This is a genomic window from Mixta sp. BE291 (genome assembly GCF_031457955.1).
GTDB lineage: Bacteria > Pseudomonadota > Gammaproteobacteria > Enterobacterales > Enterobacteriaceae > Mixta.
Genome location: NZ_JAVDXN010000002.1, coordinates 239,102 through 259,132, shown reverse-complemented (window position 1 = coordinate 259,132; position 20,031 = coordinate 239,102). Strand labels below are relative to the sequence as shown.

The following is a 20,031-nucleotide window of genomic DNA, read 5'->3' as shown; positions in this document are numbered from 1 at the left end:
TTCATTATCTCTCTATCCTTTTATCGTCGGGAGAAGAGGAATGGATATGATAATGAATGGCATGCTGTTGCTGTTAGGCGTAGTGAAAGGTTGTATCAGTGAGTTAACCATGCAGGAGTGGGGCTACCTGCTCGGTATCCTGTTTACCCTGCTGCGGGGCATCATGATTTGGCGTGATAATCGTTACGAACAGCGGCGGCGAACTGAAATTTTTGAACGCTATGCCAGCCAGCTGGCACAACGAGGCGTGCGTCAGGCGTGGAAAAAGCTGCGTCAGCTGGAGAGCAAAACGCCGTCGGATCGGCCAAAAGAATAAACGCCCGTTACCAGAGGATAACGGGCGTCGGGCGAAGCAGGGCGGCGACCGGATCAGACGTGTCCGGCGTTATCCTCTTCCACCGCCTGATAAATCCGCTGCAATATATCCGGGAAGGCGGATTGCACGCGGCTCCAGCTGGGAATAAAAGGCTTATCGTTGGGGCGCTCCATAAAGGCCTGGCCCGCTTCCAGAATCGCCTGGGTAAACATCTCAACCGCCGCCTCTTCGCTGTGCTGGTCAAAATGCAGGCCGTTCATGGTGGCTTCATGACTGTAGATTTCCATCATATCCAGCGCGTTACGATAATAGGTCGCTTTCAGCACGCGGAAAGAGTCGCTGGTCAGGCTGACGCCCATGGTCGCCAGCTTACGCAGCAGCGACTGCACGATATCATTGCTCATGCGGCGCAATCCGCCGGTACCATCCTCCTCGGAAAGCGGCTGATGCTTGTGGTCGTAATTATGCGCGATCTCAGCCTGACAGCTCTGGCGCGTGGTGTAGTTGCGATAAATCTCTGACAACACCCCGATCTCCAGCCCCCAGTCGCCAGGAATTTTAATATTGTTCAGCACATGGGTGCGCATAGCGAACTCGCCCGATAGCGGATAACGGAAGCTGCTGAGATATTCCAGATATTCAGAATGGCCGTACACCTGTTGCAACGAGCGCAGCAGCGGCCCCACCAGCAGACGGCCCACGCGCCCGTTCAGCTTGTTATTGGCCACGCGCGCGTAAAAGCCTTTGCAGAACTCATACTGAAACGCCGGATTCGCCAGCGGATAGAGCAGACGCGCCAGCATGCCGCGCTCATAGGTGACAATATCGCAATCGTGCAGCGCGACGCAGCTGCTGCGGTCAGAGGCCAACGTATAGCCGGTACAGAACCAGACATTGCGTCCTTTACCCGGTTCGGTAGGGGATAGCCCCTCTTTATCCAGCTCGGCATCCAGTGCTTTCAGGCGCGGACCATCGTTCCATAAGATCCGATGGCGTTGGGGCAAACGTGAGAAAAAGTCACGGGCAAACAGAAACTGCTCGCGATCGGCACGATCGAGACCGATCACAATCTCTTCCAGATAAGGCACCTTTGCCAGTTCATCAACAATGTTATTCAGCGCTGGCCCTTCCAGTTCAGAAAACAGTGAAGGCAGAATCAGACCCATTTTGCGTTTACGCGCAAACTGCACCATCTCTTTTTCCAGCGACTCGGTTGAGCGACCGGTCAGATTATGAAAATTAGTAATAACGCCGTTCTGGAAAAAATCACTCATATCGAATCCCCATCAAGCAATCAGACGAAATGCCGCGATTGCGTTATTCCTGCGAAATAAAATAGTCCAGGCCTTCGCTCCAGCCGGTTGGGCCATATTCCATGGTTTGATAAACGTGACGTTCATCCTGGCGCGTCAGCTCCACCGGGAATTTGCTGTATCCTTTAATCACCACCGCATAATCCACGCTATCCAGCATCGGCGCATCATTAGGGCCGTCGCCAAGTCCGACGGTAATAAAGCGCTTACCGCCCGCCGGAGCCATATTTTGTAGCAGCCAGCGCAGCGCTTCGCCTTTGCCGCTGCCTTTCGGCATCACATGCCAAAAACGTCCTCCCTGCACCAGCATCAGCGATTCTTGCTCCAGCTGCTGGCGGAACAGCGCAAACTGCTCTTCGCTATCGCGCCAGACCAGCGCTTCTGATGCTTCGCGCATACGCGCCAGCGCAACATTCGCCGCCGTCAGCCCGGTGATATTCTCCAGCTCTTTTTCCGTAAACTCAGAAAAGCCGGTAAAACGAAAGCGATACTGCTGCTGCAGGCGACGCAGGCAATCACAAATCTCATCATAGTTTTTACCGGCATGATGACGCACCATTCCGCCCTGAGCGTTATCGATCTGTACCAGCGCGCCGTTTTCGGCAATAAAAGGCGCCCCGGGAAAGCCAAGCTGCTGCTGCAACGGAATAACTTCCGCAGCGGTTTTACTGGTGCAGATCACCAGTGGAATATTCTGCTGCTGCAGCTGGGCTAACCAGCGTTCTGCTGGCTGCCAGCTATAGGTGTGATGATCTAACAGCGAGCCATCGAGGTCGGTGACGATCATTAACGGGTCGTGCAGATGCGGCATGCTTAAATCCTCATAATAACGGAGGCCCGCTCCAGTAAATGCTGATGCCTAAGTATAACGACAGATGTTAATAATAATGGCGGATGAGCGTAAAAGCAGTGTGAACCCTTGGATCAGATTATTCTGTAAAATAAGGCAATGTTGGCTGATTAATCCATATGATAAATCGCCTTTGAAGGGCGATAAGCTAGCGAAATTTAAGCAGTAAACGGCGCACTATGGATAAAACACGAGCGTTTTGGCTAATAAATAAGATTTTTCTTAAGGAAAAATTAACGTAGTCTGTAGACGTTAAGGAATTTCCTGGCGTAACGAATTTCATTGACGACTCTGTCATCCCGACCTTGCGAGGTCGGGATTTTTTTTGCCGTTTAGCGATTCACTTCGCTTACTGAGCAATCATGAATATCAAATTCAAATGATTGCGCCACCTGTGGGCCGCTGTCATAACGTTCAGGCGCGCCTGGCTGCTGCCCCCATTCCCATTCATTATCGGCATCCATCCTGTCGCAAAGCCATGCATCACGTTGAGATAAGCGAGGAGCAGAATGACTCGCGGCTCCGGCGCTCTGCGGGTTAGCGTTGTTCATGATGGTCTCCGGCAATCGGGGCGGCGAGATAAGTATAGGCGGAAAGCGGCAAGGAAAAGGGATAAGGCTCACAGGCTGGCATAACCAGGAAATAGCTTAAAAAAAAGCCCGCGCTGCGCGGGCAAAATCCTTGTTACTTTTAGGTTGGCTGCACTTATGGGGTGAGTGCAGTAACAGCAGTGTAGATAAAGTGAGTGTCAGAAGTCTCGCGGTGAAACGTTAAGGAAACGAAAATTCCTTCAGCGTAACGCTCGGATCCCCTTTACGCAGCCTTACAGGCAACAAATAACAGGCCTGCTACACTTAACCGTGTGAAAAATGAAGAAAACAGGAGCCGTTATGGATTTATTGCGCATTATTATTGCCATTTTATTACCGCCGTTGGGCGTATTTTTACAGGTAGGTTTTGGCGGTGCGTTCTGGCTGAATATCCTGCTGACGCTGTTAGGCTATATTCCAGGTATTATTCATGCGGTCTGGGTTATTGCGCGTCGTTAATCCGCCGTTTATGCTCCGCTTTTAATCCAAATATCCAGGCAAGAGCATGAAGATGAAGGTAAACGATCGCGTTACGGTTAAAACCGATGGCGGCCCGCGTCGGCCCGGCACGATTCTGGCAGCAGAGGATTTTAACGAAGGCACCATGTATTTGGTCGCGCTGGAAGATTATCCGCTGGGTATCTGGTTTTTTAATGAGACCGATCAGGACGAAGGCGTGTTTGTTGAGCCGCTGGCGGAAAGCCAGTAAAGAAAAACCCACCTCCCTGAGGTGGGTTTTTTGCATTTAACGCTATCCATTAAGGTTTTGGGCGGATTAAAACGTTTCCCAGTTACTGTCGGCGGCTGCCAGCGCCGGACGCGATTTAACCGCGGTGGATGTAACCGGCTTCATATTAAGCGCAGCGCTGTTTTCCTGCTGCGACAGGCGGAAAGCGGCCACGGCTTTTGTCAGGCGCGCGGCCTGTTCTTCCAGTGAAACGGCCGCCGATGACGCTTCTTCTACCAGCGCCGCGTTCTGCTGGGTCACATTATCCATCTCGGTAACCGCCTGGCTAACTTGCTGAATACCGCGGCTCTGCTCATCGGAGGCGGCGGCGATCTCCGCCATAATATCGGTAACGCGCCGCACGGCATCCACAATATCGGTCATGGTCGCACCGGCATGGCTGACCTGCGTCGATCCCTGACCAATCAGTTGCACTGATTCAGCGATCAGCCCATCAATTTCTTTTGCGGCCTGCGCGCTGCGGCTTGCCAGATTACGCACTTCGCTGGCGACTACCGCAAAGCCACGGCCCTGTTCACCGGCGCGAGCTGCCTCGACGGCGGCGTTCAACGCCAGAATGTTGGTCTGGAAGGCGATGCTGTTAATCACGTTAGTGATCTCAGCAATTTTCTTCGAGCTGCCGGAAATATTGTTCATGGTATTGATCACACCGCTAACGATATTACCCCCTTCACGCGCTTTGCCGGAGGCATCGGCAGCCAGCTGGCTGGCATGATGCGCATTATCAGCGTTCTGTTTCACCGTGGCCGTCAGCTGCTCCATACTGGCGGCCGTCTGCTCCAGCGCTGAGGCTTGCTGCTCGGTGCGTGAGGAGAGATCGGTATTACCGGCGGAGATTTCACCGGAACCCTGATAAATCGCCACGGCGCCTTCACGCACCACGCCAACGGTTTGCACCAGCGCCTGCTGCATCGCCTGTAAGTTCGCGCCAAGCATGCCGATTTCGCTGCGTCCCCATTGGCGGAGCGGGGCGGTGAGATCGCCCGCAGCGATACGTGCGATACGTTCACCCGCCTGCTGCAGCGGGCTGATCACGATACGGCGCAAAAACACAAAGGTCATCAGCGTCAGCACCAGCGCTACCGCAAATGCCATGCCCATAATGATAAAACCGAAATGCGACTGCGAACTCGCCTGCTGATTAATCGCCTCTGCACGCGCAGTACGGATCTTAATCGCTTTTAACAGTACCTGATTATATTGGTCGTCAAGCTTACGGGTGACGTCGGTTTCCTGTGCAATAACCCCTTCAAAGCTGCCTTGTTTAGCCGCTTTGACCATCGGTATCAGCCCCTGATTAAGATAAGCGTTAAAACCCGCTTTTAATGGTGCATCGAGTGCGCTGTCGGCTTCGCTTTTATTGGGCCGATTGATATAGGTATCGAAGTTTTGCTGTGCCTGGGAAAGACGCTTTTCTGTAGCGCTTAAGATAGAGCGAAACTCATCCATTTCGCCAATACGCGCCGCTGCGCCCGCGTGAATCACCAGTAGCCTGGCGGTACGCAGATGGTTAGAGCTGTTAGACAGCCCCATACGCACCTGAATTTCCTGGGTCGCTTCATCCAGCGAGCGGTTGCTTTGCAACAGAAACCAGCCGGAGAGGGCGATGCTCAGGGCAAACAGCAGTAAAATCCCGCTAAAAATGGTGGTAAACAGGGGAACCAAACGCAGATGTTGCCAAAAACTGACCCGTTCTAAGGCTTCTTCAGGGGAGGTGCTCTTCATATCCTTTTGCTCTCTGTAGGTGAGGTTGGCGATGTTGAATCCGTCATTAGCATCGGCAACCGCGGCAAAAGGCTTAGCGGGATAAATGAGAGGCGCGTCGCAAAACGCAAAAGGTATGGCCGGCATAAGCCGGCCATAATTTTTTATCTTACGTTCACATAGATACCGGACGTCACGTTGTCCGTCAGGCGCACTACATGATAAATAACTTGCTTGTTGTGTGTTTTAATTTTGCGCTTAATATTGCCTTTGTGAGATGAAACCGTCTTGGCTTTAATTTGCATCTTGTCAGATATCTGAATGGTATCGTGCCCGGACATCCACATTTTAAGCATATTTGATTCGGTCTGGCTGAGCGTCAAAGGGTTCGCATCAATACCAGAAGAGGTGCGTGTGTTAGCACTAACTTTTTTCTGTAAATAACTGCTAAGTAATTTATCCAGCGTGGCGGATTTTACCGATTTTGATGTAATAATCAGGTTCTTACGAACGTAGAGATATTCCTCAAAATGGATATTAGCGATCGCCATAAAGATAAAAAATAACGTATCGGGATGCTGCAAAATAATATTGCGGATACGTTCACTGGAATCAGCTTCATGAATGAAGCATTCTTCGTTAATAAAGACAACGCCAGGTTTTAGCTGCTGGCACTTAATATGTAACTGCTCAATATCGTTAACGGATGAGATATTTTTCTTTTTAATCCCTTTTGTAGCCATGTAATCCATTAATCCCAGACGTGTGTAGCTGCATGAATCCATAATAATCGTTGGCATGATAGCGACCCTCACCAATTTGTTATCCGTTAAATCAACGATGAATACGCGTTTGCGGTACGGGAAAGATTTCTATTAACAATCTTGTAATTTTACTCAGCTGTGCTGATTCCGAAACGGAGCAGTGCCGAGGTCATCTTTCGTCCTTGTATCTACAGCAGATTTTGCGCAGGCCAGTAGAACCAGCTGCTTTTAGGTACAGCAGAACGCGAACAGCCTATTTTGTCACCAGGACAAATAACCATCATCAGCGTCTGACGCAACTTTTGAGAACGCTTACACTATCGCGCACCCCTAAGATAATCCTGATAGGACAAATCTTAAAATGATTTGTTTTGCGAATGTGTAGCAATCTCGAGAGCCGAGACAATGCCGTAAAAATCCTATTTAGACAAGAAAAAAACGCAGAAAAATTTTTTCTTTCGAAAACATCCATTTGCGAATTTTGCCCAGGACTGACCTGACATTAAACTCGTTGCGAAGTCCGTTTTAAAATACTTGATGTGGAATTTATTGCGAATAATTTTCATCGCCTGATGAGATTTATCAGATTTTCCTTAGTGAAATTCTGATAAAAATGGTTCGAAAAGTACGCAGAAACATTGGGGGTGCTTAACTATCTATTAGCGCCGACTTAAGAAACGTTGGAGTTTAGTTTTGCGGCATTTCTGAAAGTATGTCAGAAAGTAAATCAAAGACTTCACTAAACAGATGTTCGCAAAACGGGGCGAGAAGCGGCATAAGTATACCGATTGTTAAAATTCCGATCGATAAGGTTACAGGAAAACCTATAGCGAAAACGGATAGCTGAGGTGCAACACGGTTTAACAAACCCAGGGCCAGGTTAATCGTGAGCAAGAGAATGATAAGCGGCAGCGCGAGTCTCATTCCGTTTAGGAAGATTAATCCGCCCGCTTTGGCAAGCGCCAGGAATGCATTGGCATTAAGTGGATCGCCGCCAATCGGTAATGTATGAAAACTGTCCGCCAGCAGCGAGATTAACCACAGATGTCCGTTGAAGGTTAAAAACAGCAGCATTGCCAGCATATCGAGAAAGCGTGCCAGCACCGGCATATTTAATCGGCTACCGGGATCAAAGAAAGTAGCAAAAGAGAGCCCCATCTGTAATCCGATCAGTTCGCCCGCCATGCGCACCGCAGCAAACGCGAACTGCATGGTGAAGCCCAGGGCAATTCCTATCAAAATTTGCTGGATCAATAGCCAAAACCCACCCACTGAAAACAGCGTTACATTGGTGGGCGGCAGCTGCGGTGCCAGAATCCAGGTAATCATTACCGCCAGACCGATTTTGACCTTTTTACTGACGGCGCGTTCATTAAAAATTGGCGCCGTACTGAACAGTGCCAGCAAACGCACCAGCGGCCAGAAAAACTGGCCGACCCAGAGCATCAGTTGATTGCTGTCCAGCGTTAACATAGGTGCGGTCTCTTAAAGGTCGGGACGAGAAAAGCGGGTCGGTTAACCGATCATGTAGGGCAGGTTGGTGAACAGCGTGCGGATATAGTCCAGCAGCAGGTTCAGCATCCAGGGGCCAGCAACCACGACGGTCGCGGCCACGGATAAAATTTTGGGAATAAAAGAGAGCGTCTGCTCGTTGACCTGGGTCGCCGCCTGCAGCAGGCTGATAAGCAAACCGCTGACTAGCGCCGCCAGCAGCAGCGGCGCGGCAACCATCAGGGCGATTTTCATGGCGTCGTGGCCAAGGACCATTACCGATTCTGGGGACATGATTGCTCCGGGTATCAGGAATAAAAGCTCTGCGCCAGCGATCCGACCAGCAGCTGCCAGCCATCAACCAACACAAATAACATCAGCTTAAATGGCAGGGCAATCGTTGCCGGCGGTACCATCATCATCCCCAGCGCCATCAGGACGCTGGCAATGACCAGATCGATAATCAAAAAAGGAATGAACACCGTAAAGCCAATCTGGAAAGCGGTTTTCAGCTCGCTGGTAACATAGGCTGGCAGCAGAATGCGCATCGGCACCGCTTCTGGCCCGACGATCGGCGCGGTATTTGCCAGACGGGCAAACAGCGCGAGATCCGCTTCACGCGTCTGACGCAGCATAAACTCACGCAGCGGCTGTGCGCCTTTGTCCATCGCCACTTCCATTGAGATCTTGTCCTGACTAAACGGCAGATAGGCATCCTGATAAATTTTATCGAAGACCGGAGCCATGATAAAAAAGGTCAGGAACAGCGACAGACCCAGCAGCACCTGGTTTGGCGGTGCGGACGGGGTGCCTAGCGCGTTACGCAGCAGGCCAAACACAATGATGATGCGCGTAAAGCTGGTCATCATCAGCAGGATGGCCGGTAAAAAGGTCAGCGAGGTAATAAAAACCAGCGTCTGCACCGGCAAAGACCAACTCTGACCGCCGTTCGGCAGCGGCTGAGTGACCAGACCAGGCAATTGAGCATGCACCTCCGGCGCGAGCAACAGCAGCGGCAGAAGGGGAAGCAGACGACGAATCATTGTGGTTTTCCGGGACGTTTTACTAACGTCTGTAAAATCTGACGGAAGTCAGGTGCCGCCTGGGCGGGCGGCGCATCCTGTTGTTCGGGATCTTTGGGCGGCAGCGTATGCAGATGAGTAATCTGCTGCGCGGTCACGCCCAGCACCAGGCGGGCATCTTCAACATCGACAATCACCACGCGCTCGCGCTGACCCACCTGTACGCTGGCGCTGATTTTCAGCGCCTGCGGGCCGCCAAGACGCTTCGGCGTAAAGCCAAGACGTCGCGCCAGCCAGGCGCAGGCGAGGATCAGTAATACGATCCCTGCCAGTACGCTGCTGACCTGCGTTAAGGCCGAGCCGGTAGAGAAGGCGGGCGGGGGAGCCTGATGCGTCGTTGCCTGCTGGGTGCTGTTGTTCATTATTAGCGGCTCAGACGACGCATACGTTCAGACGGCGTGATGATATCGGTGATACGAACACCATATTTATCATTCACCACGACCACTTCACCCTGGGCGATCAGGTAACCGTTAATCAGAATATCCAGCGGCTCACCGGCAAGGCCTTCCAGCGCAACCACGGAACCCTGCGTCAAACGCAGCAGCTCTTTGATCGTCATCTTGGTACGGCCCAGTTCAACGGTGAGTTTGACCGGAATATCCATAATCAGATCGATATCCTGCAGCGAACCGCCGATATCTTTGCTGTCCAGCGACTTGAACACGCTCTCGGTGGATGACGCGCTGTCGGTCGAGGCTTGTTCACTCATCGCCTCCGCCCACAGATCGTCCGCAGAGATGCTGTCATCGGACGTATTTTTGCTGTCACTCATCGGGCTGTTCCTCATTCAGCGAATTCAATATCGGATTAATCAAGTGTTCTACACGCAGCGCGTATTGTCCATTTTGGGTACCATACTGGCTGGTCAAAACCGGAACGCCATCAACATGCGCGATAATGCGATCCGGTTTTTCAATCGGTAATACATCGCCGGGCTTCAGCTGCAGGATGCGTGACAAACGCAACGACACGTCAGCAAAATTAGCAATCAACTCCAGTTCAGAGTGCTGCACCTGCTTCACCAGCGTATCGCGCCAGTGTCTGTCTTCCTGGCGTGAGTTTTCCAGCGGCGGGTTTACCAGCAGTTCACGCAGCGGCTCGATCATGCTGAAGGGGATACAAATATTGAATTCCCCCACCAGGTTACCGATCTCCACCTGGAACGGCGTGGTGACCACGATATCGTTCGGCGATGTGGTGATGTTGGTAAATTTTACCTGCATCTCCGAACGCACATATTCAACATCCAGCGGATAAATCGCCTTCCATGCATCGCTGTAACCTTCCAGTGCCAGCTTCAGCATGCGACGGATCACGCGCTGTTCCGTATGGGTAAATTCGCGCCCCTCAACTTTGGTCGGGAAGCGGCCATCGCCACCGAACAGGTTGTCTACCGCAATAAACACCAGGCTGGGTGAAAACACGAACAGCGCGGTGCCGCGCAGCGGCTTCAGGTGGATCAGGTTCAGGTTGGTCGGCACCGGCAGGTTACGGGCAAATTCATGGTACGGCTGAATTTTAATCGCCCCAACGCTGATGTCCGGACTACGACGCAACAGGTTAAACAGTCCCATACGGAACTGGCGCGCAAAACGCTCGTTGATAATTTCCAGCGCCTGCAGGCGCTCGCGCACCACGCGACGCTGGGTATTAGGATCGTACGGACGAATATTGTCATCGCCCGTACTCTTATTCTTATCATCTTCCGCGCTTTCACTGTCGCCATTGAGAAGCGCGTCAATCTCAGCCTGTGAAAGAATGCTATCGCCCATTAACTCACCTCAATATGAAGGCGGTAAACAGTACATCGTTTACCTCCTGCGGAGGTTGACCTTTAACCAGCGGCGGTGCCAGCGACTGCTTGATCTGTTCTACCAGCGCTTGCTTGCCCGACTCCGATGCCAGTTTTAATGAATCCTGGCGTGAGAGCAGCAGCAGCAACCGGCTACGAACTTCAGGCAGGTAGTCGTTCATGCGAACCCGCGTTTCCTCGTTCGGCAGACGCAGGGTAAAGCCTACGTACAGCACGCGATCGGGATCGTTATCCGCATTGACCAGGTTAACCGTAAATGTATCAAGAGCATAAAAGACCGGTGCGGCAGGCGGTTCCACTTTCGCAGCTTCCGCATGTCCGTCGGTTTTATTCATTGTTCGCCACACTACATAGCCTGCCACGCTGCAAGCGGCCAGCGTTACAACCAGTAACACCGGAATCAGGATGGAACGTTTGCGGCCTTTAGCTTTCGCGTTATCAGACATTTTGCAGAAATACCCTGTGAATTATCTGGGGCAGGCCATAGTGGCGAGCCGGAAATGATTATCGCGCGTCTCTCGCCGATCAATGGGGGGAAAAGACGCGCCTTTTGCTTTTACCTTTGGCGTTTGTCGCCGTCAGGCGAATGTATCGACTGCGTTATTGCCCGCTGCCCGCGCCTGCAACGCGGCAGGCACCGCCAGCGGCGTTACCTCATCTTCACTGCCGGATGCCAGCGAAAATCCGCCCTGAGGCTGGTCGCGGCGCGATTCCTGCTGATTGCCAAAGCTCTGGCTCTGCGGGAAGGCGTCGCTGCTGACGTTGCTCTGCGCCAGGTTGATGCCGCTTTCCGCCAGCGCGGTGCGCAAATGCGGCAGCGCGGCTTCCAGCGCGGCGCGTACCTGGGTATGGTTTGACACCATATTCAGCTGCGCCTGATCGTTATCCAGCTTCAGGCTGATCTGGATAGCGCCCAGATCGTCCGGGTGCAGGCGCAACTCGGCGTTCTGCTGGCCATTACGGCTAAACATCAACACCTGCTGACTCACCGCCTGCTGCCATTCCGGGCTGCCCAGCTGCGCATTAATCTGCGGCGTGGCTGGCGTCATCGCCGTGGCCGATGCGGTGGGCGCAGCGGGGGCGGCGGTGGCGTGATTCATCACGGCGGAGAGCGCGCTGAGCGAATGCGTCGTCATGCTCTCTTTATTCTCTTTACCTTCGCTCTGACGCGTTTCGCTCATCAGGCTCTGGAAACTGGAAAGCGGCGATTTCTCTTCGCTACCGGCGGCGGTGGTCGCAGCGGCGGTCAATGGCATCGCGCTGGTCAGGCTGGTTTTATCCGCGCCAACGTCCGGCTTATCCGCCGCGGCAGGCTGCTGCGCGGTTAACGCCGCCAGCGCCGCTTTGAGATTGCCACTCTGCGTGGTCAGCGGCGCAAGGCCGTCGCCGTCGAGTTTCACGTCATTGCTTTTCGCCGCCTGCTGAACCAGCGGCGTTTGCGGCAGCATGGCGAACAGCGCCTGCAACGATTGCTGATCGGCCGCGCTTAAACTGTCTCGTTTCAGCTCATCCTTATCATCGGCGGACTTACCATTCTCTTTAGCCTTTTCCGGCGTCAGCAGCGCATTGAGCGCATCCGGCTTTTGCAGCGCGGTTAACAGCTGGCTGAGTTCGGTGGCCGGGGCTTTTTCCGGCAGCGTTTTTTGCGCGTCGGCGGTGAGCGCGGTTTTTCCGTCGCCCTGGTTCGCCAGCGTCAGCAGACGATTGCCGAGCAGCGTCAAAAACGCCTCCGGCAGCTGACCGGAAGCCGCGCCATCGCCGCTGACAAGGCCGCTGCCGCTGGTAAGATCGGCGCCGCTATCGACGCTGACGGTATTGACTGATGTTGGCAACTTAATCATTAGCCTTCCTCAAAGATGCCCGCTGGGCATACTCATCCATCCGTTTCTGATCGAGACGGTTTTCCTGTAATAGTTCATTGGCCTGCGAACGCGCCTGGAGTGTTTCCCAGGCGTGCAGCCGCTGCTGTTTGTTGCGCCAGACGTTAAGCGCCTGCTCGACTTTTTGCGTACACTGCGCCAGCTGGTGGCGATGCTGTTCGATCGCCTTTTCCAACGTCTGAATAAACTGGTGATAGTTTGTCCAGCGCGAACTGGCGATGCCGGTCGACATATTGCTGTTCAGCTTGTGGCGATATTCATCCTGATAATTGAGCAGCATATTCAGCTGCTCGTCCGCCTGCTGTTGGGCGCGACGCATCGTACCCAGGCGGATAGCCGCGTCTTCCACCTCTTTCTGCGCCAGGTCGCGCAGGGTTTCCATCGCACTGTTGGCTTTAGCCATCGTCAGGTGACCTCGTTACTTGCGTCGGGATAGCCCGGCGACATCAACCAAATATGGCCTGCAAATGCAGGCAGGCATCGTCATAGCGGCTCTGCTCGAAGATGCCCTGTTGCAAAAAGGACTCCAGCATCGGCCACAGCTTAATGGCCTTATCCAGCATCGGATCGCTACCGGCGGCATAGGCGCCGACGCTAATCAGATCGCGGTTGCGCTGATAGCTGGAGAGCAACTGTTTAAACTGGCGCACGCGCGCGTAATGCGTTTCATCAATCAGCGCGGTCATCGCACGACTGATCGAGGCTTCAATATCGATAGCCGGATAGTGACCCGCCTCCGCCAACCGCCGCGACAGCACCACATGGCCGTCAAGGATGGCGCGCGCAGAGTCGGCAATCGGATCCTGCTGATCGTCGCCTTCGGTTAACACGGTATAGAAAGCGGTAATCGAACCGCCGCCGTCGATGCCGTTACCGGCGCGTTCTACCAGCGCAGGCAGTTTGGCGAAAACGGAAGGCGGATAGCCTTTGGTCGCCGGTGGCTCGCCGATCGCCAGCGCGATTTCACGCTGCGCCATCGCGTAGCGCGTTAACGAATCCATAATCAACAGCACATGCTGACCGCGATCGCGGAAATCTTCGGCGATGCGCGTGGCGTAGGCCGCGCCCTGCATACGCAGCAGCGGCGACACATCCGCCGGGGCGGCAATCACCACCGAACGCGCGCGGCCTTCGGTGCCAAGAATATTTTCAATAAAATCTTTTACTTCACGGCCACGCTCGCCAATCAGTCCCACCACGATCACGTCGGCTTTGGTATAACGCGCCATCATGCCGAGCAGCACCGATTTACCCACGCCGGAGCCAGCAAACAGCCCCATACGCTGACCGCGACCCACCGTCAGCAGCGCGTTGATCGCGCGTACGCCGGTATCCAGCACGTCGGTAATCGGCGTGCGCTGTAGCGGGTTAAAGGGCGGGGTGATCAGCGGCGCGCGGTAGCCGGTTTCCGGCGCAGGCAGGCCATCTAACGGACGACCGCTGCCGTCCAGCACGCGACCCAGCAGCTGCGGGCCGAGCATCAGCTGTTTTCCGCTCTGCGCGCTGTCGCCGTTGCCGCGGGCAAACACGCGCGCGCCGGGCAAAATGCCTTCCACTTCTTCCAGCGGCATCAAAAAGAGTTTCTGACCGTTAAAGCCCACCACTTCGCTTTCCACTTCAGCAACCTGTTTGCCGTCGTAGCGTTCGATAACGCAGGTCGCGCCCAGCGGCAGCTGCAGGCCGGTCGCCTCCAGCACCAGGCCGGTGGCGCGCGTCAGGCGGCCGTAGCGGCGTACTTCAGGCACATCCGCCATGCGTTTTTCAAACGCATCCAGCGAACCCAGCCAACGTGAAAGACGAGTGGTCATTACAGCTCTCCCGGTGCCGCCAGGCGGCAAAGTTCATGCCAGCGCGTCGCCACGCTGGCGTCCAGATCGCCATCTTCCGCGCTCAGTTTGCAGCCGCCCGGATGCAGCGAGCTATCGGCCAGCAGACGCCAGCCGTGCAGATCGAGCGTTGGGCCCAGCGTCTGTTCCACGCGTTGCAGATCGTCAGGATGGACGCGCAGCTGCGGCTTGCCGCTGAACATCGGTTCCTGTTGGATCATCTGCTGGATTTGACGCAGCAGGGCAGAGCCATCGACTGCGGTCGCCTGGCCGATAACCTGACGCGCCGCTTCCAGCGCCAGCTGCAACAGGCGCGAGGCGATCACGCTATCCAGCGCTTCCAGCGTGTGCTGGAATTCCGTTACCAGCTGCTGCATACGCGCCTGAACCGGCGCCTGCTGCTGCTGCGCGTCCGCCAGCCCCTGCTGAAAACCGGCGTCAAAACCCGCCTGCCTGCCATCATTAAAGCCTTTCTGCTGACCTTCGGCGTAGCCTTGCGCATGGGCATCCAGACGCGCCTGGGTCTGCATCTGCTCCAGCTGCGACTGCGGCGAAAGTTCTTCGCTCTCTTCGTTAATGTCGAAGGCGAACTCAGGCTCGGTCTGCGGCACCACGGCCGGCTGATCGAAGCGCGCTAAATCGTCAGGCTGCCAGCGCTGCCAAGGACGAGAAGAAAAGGCATCAGACATAGGTTTCCTCGCCGCCGCCAATGACCATTTCGCCGCTTTCCGCCAGACGACGGACGATCAGCAGGATCGCTTTCTGTTCGTTCTCTACCATCGACATACGTACCGGGCCACGGTTGGCGAGGTCGTCGCGCAGGATATCGGCAGCGCGTTGCGACATGTTCTTGAGGAACTTCTCGCGCAGCGGCTGATCGGCACCTTTCAGTGCAACCAGCAACGGCTCCGATTCCACTTCCTGCAGCAGGCGCTGGATGCTGCGGTCGTCCACATCCACCAGGTTTTCGAACAGGAACATTTCGTCGACAATTTTCTGCGCCAGCTCGCCATCGAACTCGCGTACCGCTTCCATAACCGCTTCTTCCTGCTGCGTTTTCATCAGGTTGATGATTTCCGCCGCGGTTCTTACGCCGCCCATCTTCGCACGCTTGAGGTTCTGACCATCCAGCAACGAGTTGAGCACTTCGGTCAGCTCCGCCAGCGCCGCAGGCTGAACGCCGCCGAAGGTGGCGATACGCAGCATCACGTCGTGACGCAGACGATCGTCGAACTGCGCCAGAATATCCGCCGCCTGTGAACGCTTCAGATGAACCAGGATCGTGGCGATGATCTGCGGATGTTCGTCGCGGATCAGGTCGGCAGCCGCTACCGGTTCCATAAAGTTGAGCGTTTCCATACCGGAAGTGGTTTCGCGCGTTTCCAGAATATCTTCCAGCAACGTGGAGGCGCGCTCTTCACCCAGCGCCTTGATCAGTACTGAACGCAGATACTCGTTCGAGTTGAGGCTCAGCGCCGCGAACTGCTCGGCATCCGCCTCAAACTCACGCAGCACTTCAGCCAGCTGCTGGTGAGAAACTTGACGCATATTGGCCATGGCCCCGCTAAGGTGTTGCACTTCCCGCGTGCTGAGGTGCTTGAACACCTCAGCGGCGCGGTCTTCACCAATTGTCATCAGCAGGACGGCGCTTTTTTCAGTACCGGTCAGACTCATAGTTCGTTACTCATCCATTGGCGGATTACCAGCGCCACAACGCGCGGATCGTTTTCAGACATATCGCGGATGCGCTGGCTCATGACTTCGGCACTCACACGATGCTTAGATTTACGTTCTTGCTCCAGGTCATCTCCGCTGAGTGAAACAGAGAAGGCTTGTTCTTCCTGCTGCTGCTTCGCCTGGGCGGCGGCCTGTTCAACGGCCAGCCTGGTGGTTTCCTGCTTACGCAACAGCTGCGGACGGACCAGCTTGCGGTAGAGGATGAAGGCAACCAGTGCAACCAGTAACCAGCGTCCCGCGTTCATCATCTGCTCGAAGAAGGACTGCTGCTGCCAGAATGGGAGATCGACACTGACATCTTCCGTCTGGGTAAACTGCGAGTTCACTACGTTGACGCTGTCGCCACGATCGCTGGAGTAGCCCATCGCTTCACGCGTCAGATCTTCAATCTGCTTCAGCTGTTTCTCATTCAACGCCACCGCTTTGCCTTTCGCGTCGGCGCGGTAGTTCACGACTACGGCAACCGACAGGCGTTTCACGCCGCCTACATTCACCTTGGTATGACGAATGGTGCGATCCAGCTCATAGTTGGTGGTTTCATCATGATGCGTATTAGACGGCATCGAACGCGCAGCATTGCTGGTGGCAGTGGTGTTAGCCGCTGCGCCGTTATTGTTGCCAGCCGCTGGCGTGGCGTTAGCTTTCGGCGTTTCGATCGGCGCGTTATTCGCAGGCGCAGGCTGGTTAGAGAGCGCACCCGGCACGCCGCCAGGGTACTGACCGCCAATCTGCTCATTACTGCTGCTCTGACGCGAACGGATCGCGGTGTTCGCCGGATCGGTATTCGGTTTGTACTGCTCTTCCGTTTGTTCACGCGTATCAAAATCGATCTGGGCGGTGACCTGCGCATGCACGTTGCCGCTGCCGACGATAGGCGCAAGAATCGCTTCAATACGCTGCTGATAACGGCTTTCTACTTCGGTGGCATATTTCAGCTGGGCATCATTTAAATCACGACCGGCAGTATCGGAACGCGTCAGCAGACGGCCACTCTGATCGACAACCGTTACGTTGCCCGGCGGAAGACCGGCCACGCTGCTGGAAACCATATGCACGATCGCGTTGATCTGACCTTCATCCAGCGCACGTCCCGGCTGCAGGTTCAGCGTGACGGAGGCGGAAGGGGACTTCTGCTCACGCACGAACAGCGTCGGCTTCGGCATCGCCAGATGAACGCGCGCGGTTTTTACCGGGCCGAGCGTTTCAATGGTGCGTGACAGTTCGCCTTCCAGCGCGCGCTGGTAGTTAACCTGCTCGCTGAACTGACTGATACCGAACTTCTCTTTATCCAGCAGTTCAAAACCCACGGCGCCGCCTTTCGGCAGGCCCTGCTGAGCGAGACGCAGGCGCAGTTCATGCACCTTTTCTGCCGGCACCATCAGGGCGCCGCCGTTCTCTTCGAAGCGGTAAGGGATATTCATCTGAGTCAGCTGCGTAACGATCGCGCCGCCATCCTCATTTGAAAGGTTATTATAAAGGACGCTGTAAGCCGGTGCCTTCGCCCACAGTACCATCGCGACAATGATGGCAGTTGCGGCGGCGGCTGCGATTATCAGCGGAATCCGCGGATTGGCGCGCAGGCGAGCAACAAGGTCATTTAAGCCTTTCTTATTTGTTGTTTCCTGGGTTGCGGTAGCATTCATGACCATTTCCTGCCTGACAGTTGACCGGACTGTGTGTTAAGTGGTGACAAAACTGACTCCCTGATACGGCTTAGAAAAGTTCCACTTCAATGGATGCCATTATTTTCCTATTCGCAAATTTCGATGGGTCAAAAAGCCACGTGTTTTGCTGTCATTTACGCCCTTTGTCCTATTGACTTTGTGTTAAGTTTGTTTGCGTAAACTAAACGAACCGCCAATAACAACGAGGGTTAACATGGCAATCCAGGGGATAGAGAGCGTTATTCAGCAGTTGCAGCTTGGTTCGCTGCAGGCGAGTAACAGAAACACTGACAACGTGGCGCACGCGGATTTTTCCGCACAGATGAAAGCGGCGCTGGATAAGATCAGTGAAACGCAGACGCATGCACGCGCGCAGGCGCAGGACTTCACCATGGGCAAACCGGGCATTGCGTTGAATGACGTGATGATCGATCTGCAGAAATCATCAGTTTCCATGCAGATGGGTATTCAGGTGCGAAATAAGCTGGTCGCGGCTTATCAGGAAATCATGAATATGCAGGTGTAGTCCCGTAAACCTGAGTAACTCTCGGTGTTGGCGTATTCCTGCTGGGTGATGGCCGCCTCAGGATACGCCACGCGGGCAGCATCAGAGCGTTGGCGCCGCTGACGCATTGATGTTCAGACAATAAAAAACCCCGCCGAAGCGAGGCCTGGTCTGGTTAGTTGCTGGCTACAGCAATGAGAAGTGCCATGAGCCAATCGCTTTGCGCGTCAGTATCATCACCTTTTCCTGCTCATCAATCACCACGTAAAACTGGTCTTTCACTTTAAGGCTACGTGGGAAGCTTTCGTTACCTTCGTAGCGAACGGTGATCTTACTGCCAAAAATTTCCGCCTCCGCTTTTTTATCAAACTGGGGCAGGTAAATTGTCTTCTTCATGCTTGTCCTCTTTTGATAAACCGCATCGCCGCGATCGGCCTGTGGCGTTGTTATCCTGCTTTGAAGTATTTACCAAAATCTGCCGACTGCGGAACATCTTGTGCGGGATAGAGGAAGCGTGGAGCGGCCAGCGGGAATCGAACCCGCGTCATCAGCTTGGGAAGCTGAGGTAATGCCATTATACGATGGCCGCCTGGTGGGTCGTGCAGGATGACTCGGCTTACGCCTCGCCCTTCGGGCCGTTGCCGCTGGCAACGTTGTCTCGCTTACGCTCGACTCGAACCTGCTGCAGGTTCGCTTCCTGCCGATTTCACATCGGATACTGCTTTAACGCCTGGTGGGTCGTGCAGGGTTCGAACCTGCGACCAATTGATTAAGAGTCAACTGCTCTACCAACTGAGCTAACGACCCAAGCGGCACGCATTCTGTCACAGCACAGATAACGCCTGCATTGAGCCATATCAAATCAATGCAAACTTATTCCTATCACGAAGTTAACCACAGCGGAAACCATCATCACATAGCCCGTAATTAAAAAAGCTTTATGTTTTTGGCGGGCGGCCAGCAGAAACATAACCACTGCGGTGACGGTAAAAGGGATGGCAATGATCGAAAATGTCGACATTCATAACTCCTGTCAGAATCGTTAAATTAACGTTTAGTCGCTAAACACCAGCGCTGCCGCTTATCCGTGGCGCATCCCAGGTTATCCATCCGCAGCGAGTGCAACAATAGCAGACGCCTGGTGCAGATTCTACTAAGCTAAAATTATTCTTATCGGAACTGTATCGCCTTTATCATGGCAAGGGGGATGTGATGTCTGAAGACAGAGAAGTTAAAAACGTTGTTGCAAGCAAGATGCGTGATATGGATTTGGTTTATCTCACCAATATAGTGAATGCGGTTGGCGGATCGTTTGGGATTACCCTGTTTCTGAAAGGCACCGTCGTCAGCGGCTTAATGATTTCGGGTAAAGAGTACTATTCCACCCTGGCGGAAAACTTAGCGCAGGTTGGCGATATCGGTGAAAACTTAGCGGAGCATTTTGCGCGGGTCGCTGATGACGTGTACACGCCGGTCTCGGAAGGCGAGGCGGTACCCGCAAACTTTATCCATATGAAAGATCTGACTGTTAAAGCGGCCAGCGGGGAGTTTGATGAGATGCAAAACGCCCTGTTACGGCTAAAAATTGAAGAGATCGATGGTCATATTGTGGGCAACGTCTCTTAATTTACTCTTCTTTCTGCCAAACCGCCTACGGGCGGTTTTTTTCTGGCAAGGTTAAGCAGTGCATCATTGGGCAGAGTAAAAAGGATCATGAAGAACGCTAAACAATAATAGTAATAATA

25 protein-coding genes, 2 tRNA genes and 1 other RNA gene are annotated in these 20,031 nt (G+C 54.1%); 5 read left to right on the top strand and 23 right to left on the bottom strand.

The window, feature by feature from the left end:
* The first annotated feature begins 40 nt into the window (after positions 1-40).
* Complete coding sequence (locus tag J2X14_RS06355) at positions 41-316, top strand: hypothetical protein (protein ID WP_352410381.1); 276 nt, start codon at positions 41-43, stop codon at positions 314-316.
* Positions 317-369: 53 nt separating this feature from the next.
* Here the strand turns inward: J2X14_RS06355 and J2X14_RS06350 are convergent, their stop codons facing one another.
* The 3 genes from J2X14_RS06350 to J2X14_RS06340 form a co-directional block, all read right to left on the bottom strand.
* A complete protein-coding gene (locus tag J2X14_RS06350; protein ID WP_352410380.1) occupies positions 370-1,590 on the bottom strand; it encodes a glycosyltransferase family protein in 1,221 nt (406 codons plus the stop codon).
* Between the two features lie 43 nt (positions 1,591-1,633).
* Positions 1,634-2,440, bottom strand: a complete 807-nt coding sequence (locus tag J2X14_RS06345) for a mannosyl-3-phosphoglycerate phosphatase-related protein (protein WP_352410379.1) — start codon at positions 2,438-2,440, stop codon at positions 1,634-1,636.
* A 371-nt stretch (positions 2,441-2,811) separates the two neighbouring features.
* The gene (locus J2X14_RS06340; protein WP_352410378.1) at positions 2,812-3,030 is read right to left on the bottom strand and encodes a DUF2525 domain-containing protein; all 219 of its coding nucleotides are present in this window, start codon (positions 3,028-3,030) and stop codon (positions 2,812-2,814) included.
* A 339-nt stretch (positions 3,031-3,369) separates the two neighbouring features.
* Between J2X14_RS06340 and J2X14_RS06335 the strand changes: the two genes are divergently transcribed.
* Positions 3,370-3,528 carry a YqaE/Pmp3 family membrane protein gene (locus J2X14_RS06335; RefSeq protein ID WP_038625380.1) on the top strand — a complete coding sequence of 53 codons (159 nt, stop codon included), beginning with the start codon at positions 3,370-3,372 and terminating at the stop codon, positions 3,526-3,528.
* 52 nt (positions 3,529-3,580) lie between these two features.
* A complete protein-coding gene (gene dsrB, locus J2X14_RS06330) occupies positions 3,581-3,778 on the top strand; it encodes a protein DsrB (protein WP_352410616.1) in 198 nt (65 codons plus the stop codon).
* Between the two features lie 66 nt (positions 3,779-3,844).
* Here dsrB and J2X14_RS06325 read toward each other — a convergent pair whose 3' ends face one another.
* The 15 genes from J2X14_RS06325 to fliF form a co-directional block, all read right to left on the bottom strand.
* Positions 3,845-5,542, bottom strand: coding sequence for a methyl-accepting chemotaxis protein (locus J2X14_RS06325; protein WP_352410377.1), 1,698 nt, complete (start codon positions 5,540-5,542; stop codon positions 3,845-3,847).
* Between the two features lie 143 nt (positions 5,543-5,685).
* Complete coding sequence (rcsA, locus tag J2X14_RS06320) at positions 5,686-6,321, bottom strand: transcriptional regulator RcsA (RefSeq protein WP_352410376.1); 636 nt, start codon at positions 6,319-6,321, stop codon at positions 5,686-5,688.
* A gap of 651 nt (positions 6,322-6,972) precedes the next feature.
* Positions 6,973-7,758, bottom strand: a complete 786-nt coding sequence (gene fliR / locus J2X14_RS06315) for a flagellar biosynthetic protein FliR (RefSeq protein WP_352410375.1) — start codon at positions 7,756-7,758, stop codon at positions 6,973-6,975.
* Between the two features lie 42 nt (positions 7,759-7,800).
* The gene (gene fliQ, locus J2X14_RS06310) at positions 7,801-8,070 is read right to left on the bottom strand and encodes a flagellar biosynthesis protein FliQ (RefSeq protein ID WP_352410374.1); all 270 of its coding nucleotides are present in this window, start codon (positions 8,068-8,070) and stop codon (positions 7,801-7,803) included.
* Between the two features lie 14 nt (positions 8,071-8,084).
* Positions 8,085-8,816 carry a flagellar type III secretion system pore protein FliP gene (gene fliP, locus J2X14_RS06305; protein ID WP_352410615.1) on the bottom strand — a complete coding sequence of 244 codons (732 nt, stop codon included), beginning with the start codon at positions 8,814-8,816 and terminating at the stop codon, positions 8,085-8,087.
* A complete protein-coding gene (gene fliO, locus J2X14_RS06300) occupies positions 8,816-9,220 on the bottom strand; it encodes a flagellar biosynthetic protein FliO (RefSeq protein ID WP_352410373.1) in 405 nt (134 codons plus the stop codon). The genes fliP and fliO overlap by 1 nt, the downstream gene beginning before the upstream one ends.
* 2 nt (positions 9,221-9,222) lie before the next feature.
* The gene (gene fliN / locus J2X14_RS06295) at positions 9,223-9,633 is read right to left on the bottom strand and encodes a flagellar motor switch protein FliN (protein WP_352410372.1); all 411 of its coding nucleotides are present in this window, start codon (positions 9,631-9,633) and stop codon (positions 9,223-9,225) included.
* Complete coding sequence (gene fliM, locus J2X14_RS06290; protein WP_352410371.1) at positions 9,626-10,633, bottom strand: flagellar motor switch protein FliM; 1,008 nt, start codon at positions 10,631-10,633, stop codon at positions 9,626-9,628. Before fliM ends, fliN begins: the two co-directional genes overlap by 8 nt.
* A 4-nt stretch (positions 10,634-10,637) precedes the next feature.
* Positions 10,638-11,120, bottom strand: a complete 483-nt coding sequence (fliL, locus tag J2X14_RS06285; protein WP_352410370.1) for a flagellar basal body-associated protein FliL — start codon at positions 11,118-11,120, stop codon at positions 10,638-10,640.
* Between the two features lie 132 nt (positions 11,121-11,252).
* Positions 11,253-12,515, bottom strand: a complete 1,263-nt coding sequence (locus J2X14_RS06280; protein ID WP_352410369.1) for a flagellar hook-length control protein FliK — start codon at positions 12,513-12,515, stop codon at positions 11,253-11,255.
* Entirely contained in the window at positions 12,508-12,957 is a 450-nt protein-coding gene (gene fliJ / locus J2X14_RS06275) for a flagellar export protein FliJ (RefSeq protein WP_352410368.1), read from the bottom strand. Before fliJ ends, J2X14_RS06280 begins: the two co-directional genes overlap by 8 nt.
* Before the next feature lie 43 nt (positions 12,958-13,000).
* On the bottom strand, positions 13,001-14,362 hold the full coding sequence (gene fliI / locus J2X14_RS06270) for a flagellar protein export ATPase FliI (RefSeq protein ID WP_352410367.1): 1,362 nt from the start codon (positions 14,360-14,362) through the stop codon (positions 13,001-13,003).
* A complete protein-coding gene (gene fliH / locus J2X14_RS06265) occupies positions 14,362-15,069 on the bottom strand; it encodes a flagellar assembly protein FliH (RefSeq protein ID WP_352410366.1) in 708 nt (235 codons plus the stop codon). Before fliH ends, fliI begins: the two co-directional genes overlap by 1 nt.
* The gene (gene fliG, locus J2X14_RS06260) at positions 15,062-16,054 is read right to left on the bottom strand and encodes a flagellar motor switch protein FliG (RefSeq protein WP_352410365.1); all 993 of its coding nucleotides are present in this window, start codon (positions 16,052-16,054) and stop codon (positions 15,062-15,064) included. Before fliG ends, fliH begins: the two co-directional genes overlap by 8 nt.
* Entirely contained in the window at positions 16,051-17,766 is a 1,716-nt protein-coding gene (fliF, locus tag J2X14_RS06255; RefSeq protein ID WP_352410364.1) for a flagellar basal-body MS-ring/collar protein FliF, read from the bottom strand. Before fliF ends, fliG begins: the two co-directional genes overlap by 4 nt.
* A 229-nt stretch (positions 17,767-17,995) precedes the next feature.
* Here fliF and fliE point away from each other — a divergent pair, with 229 nt between their 5' ends.
* On the top strand, positions 17,996-18,307 hold the full coding sequence (gene fliE / locus J2X14_RS06250; protein WP_352410363.1) for a flagellar hook-basal body complex protein FliE: 312 nt from the start codon (positions 17,996-17,998) through the stop codon (positions 18,305-18,307).
* 165 nt (positions 18,308-18,472) lie between these two features.
* Here the strand turns inward: fliE and J2X14_RS06245 are convergent, their stop codons facing one another.
* The 5 genes from J2X14_RS06245 to J2X14_RS06225 form a co-directional block, all read right to left on the bottom strand.
* Positions 18,473-18,682, bottom strand: coding sequence for a hypothetical protein (locus tag J2X14_RS06245; protein WP_352410362.1), 210 nt, complete (start codon positions 18,680-18,682; stop codon positions 18,473-18,475).
* 119 nt (positions 18,683-18,801) lie between these two features.
* Positions 18,802-18,875 (bottom strand) — tRNA-Gly (locus J2X14_RS06240).
* Between the two features lies 1 nt (position 18,876).
* A non-coding RNA gene (locus J2X14_RS06235) (RtT sRNA) lies at positions 18,877-19,003 on the bottom strand.
* Positions 19,004-19,017: 14 nt separating this feature from the next.
* Positions 19,018-19,093 (bottom strand) — tRNA-Lys (locus tag J2X14_RS06230).
* Positions 19,094-19,148: 55 nt separating this feature from the next.
* Positions 19,149-19,307, bottom strand: coding sequence for a hypothetical protein (locus J2X14_RS06225; RefSeq protein ID WP_352410361.1), 159 nt, complete (start codon positions 19,305-19,307; stop codon positions 19,149-19,151).
* A 191-nt stretch (positions 19,308-19,498) separates the two neighbouring features.
* On the opposite strand from J2X14_RS06225, the gene J2X14_RS06220 reads away from it, so the two are divergent.
* Positions 19,499-19,912 (top strand): GvpU-like protein, encoded by a 414-nt coding sequence (locus tag J2X14_RS06220; protein WP_352410360.1) that lies wholly within the window; start codon positions 19,499-19,501, stop codon positions 19,910-19,912.
* Positions 19,913-20,031: the final 119 nt, after the last annotated feature.

Excerpts from the sequence above, each read along its gene's own strand:
- J2X14_RS06350 (WP_352410380.1), bottom strand. The coding sequence starts at position 1,590 with ATGAGTGATTTTTTCCAGAACGGCGTTATTACTAATTTTCATAATCTG.
- fliM (WP_352410371.1), bottom strand. The coding sequence starts at position 10,633 with ATGGGCGATAGCATTCTTTCACAGGCTGAGATTGACGCGCTTCTCAAT.
- dsrB (WP_352410616.1), top strand. The coding sequence starts at position 3,581 with ATGAAGGTAAACGATCGCGTTACGGTTAAAACCGATGGCGGCCCGCGT.
- fliG (WP_352410365.1), bottom strand. The coding sequence starts at position 16,054 with ATGAGTCTGACCGGTACTGAAAAAAGCGCCGTCCTGCTGATGACAATT.
- J2X14_RS06225 (WP_352410361.1), bottom strand. The coding sequence starts at position 19,307 with ATGTCGACATTTTCGATCATTGCCATCCCTTTTACCGTCACCGCAGTG.
- fliO (WP_352410373.1), bottom strand. The coding sequence starts at position 9,220 with ATGAACAACAGCACCCAGCAGGCAACGACGCATCAGGCTCCCCCGCCC.
- J2X14_RS06345 (WP_352410379.1), bottom strand. The coding sequence starts at position 2,440 with ATGCCGCATCTGCACGACCCGTTAATGATCGTCACCGACCTCGATGGC.
- fliQ (WP_352410374.1), bottom strand. The coding sequence starts at position 8,070 with ATGTCCCCAGAATCGGTAATGGTCCTTGGCCACGACGCCATGAAAATC.
- rcsA (WP_352410376.1), bottom strand. The coding sequence starts at position 6,321 with ATGCCAACGATTATTATGGATTCATGCAGCTACACACGTCTGGGATTA.
- fliN (WP_352410372.1), bottom strand. The coding sequence starts at position 9,633 with ATGAGTGACAGCAAAAATACGTCCGATGACAGCATCTCTGCGGACGAT.
- fliH (WP_352410366.1), bottom strand. The coding sequence starts at position 15,069 with ATGTCTGATGCCTTTTCTTCTCGTCCTTGGCAGCGCTGGCAGCCTGAC.
- J2X14_RS06335 (WP_038625380.1), top strand. The coding sequence starts at position 3,370 with ATGGATTTATTGCGCATTATTATTGCCATTTTATTACCGCCGTTGGGC.
- fliE (WP_352410363.1), top strand. The coding sequence starts at position 17,996 with ATGGCAATCCAGGGGATAGAGAGCGTTATTCAGCAGTTGCAGCTTGGT.
- fliF (WP_352410364.1), bottom strand. The coding sequence starts at position 17,766 with ATGGTCATGAATGCTACCGCAACCCAGGAAACAACAAATAAGAAAGGC.
- J2X14_RS06355 (WP_352410381.1), top strand. The coding sequence starts at position 41 with ATGGATATGATAATGAATGGCATGCTGTTGCTGTTAGGCGTAGTGAAA.
- J2X14_RS06245 (WP_352410362.1), bottom strand. The coding sequence starts at position 18,682 with ATGAAGAAGACAATTTACCTGCCCCAGTTTGATAAAAAAGCGGAGGCG.
- J2X14_RS06280 (WP_352410369.1), bottom strand. The coding sequence starts at position 12,515 with ATGATTAAGTTGCCAACATCAGTCAATACCGTCAGCGTCGATAGCGGC.
- J2X14_RS06340 (WP_352410378.1), bottom strand. The coding sequence starts at position 3,030 with ATGAACAACGCTAACCCGCAGAGCGCCGGAGCCGCGAGTCATTCTGCT.
- fliJ (WP_352410368.1), bottom strand. The coding sequence starts at position 12,957 with ATGGCTAAAGCCAACAGTGCGATGGAAACCCTGCGCGACCTGGCGCAG.
- J2X14_RS06220 (WP_352410360.1), top strand. The coding sequence starts at position 19,499 with ATGTCTGAAGACAGAGAAGTTAAAAACGTTGTTGCAAGCAAGATGCGT.
- J2X14_RS06325 (WP_352410377.1), bottom strand. The coding sequence starts at position 5,542 with ATGAAGAGCACCTCCCCTGAAGAAGCCTTAGAACGGGTCAGTTTTTGG.
- fliR (WP_352410375.1), bottom strand. The coding sequence starts at position 7,758 with ATGTTAACGCTGGACAGCAATCAACTGATGCTCTGGGTCGGCCAGTTT.
- fliL (WP_352410370.1), bottom strand. The coding sequence starts at position 11,120 with ATGTCTGATAACGCGAAAGCTAAAGGCCGCAAACGTTCCATCCTGATT.
- fliI (WP_352410367.1), bottom strand. The coding sequence starts at position 14,362 with ATGACCACTCGTCTTTCACGTTGGCTGGGTTCGCTGGATGCGTTTGAA.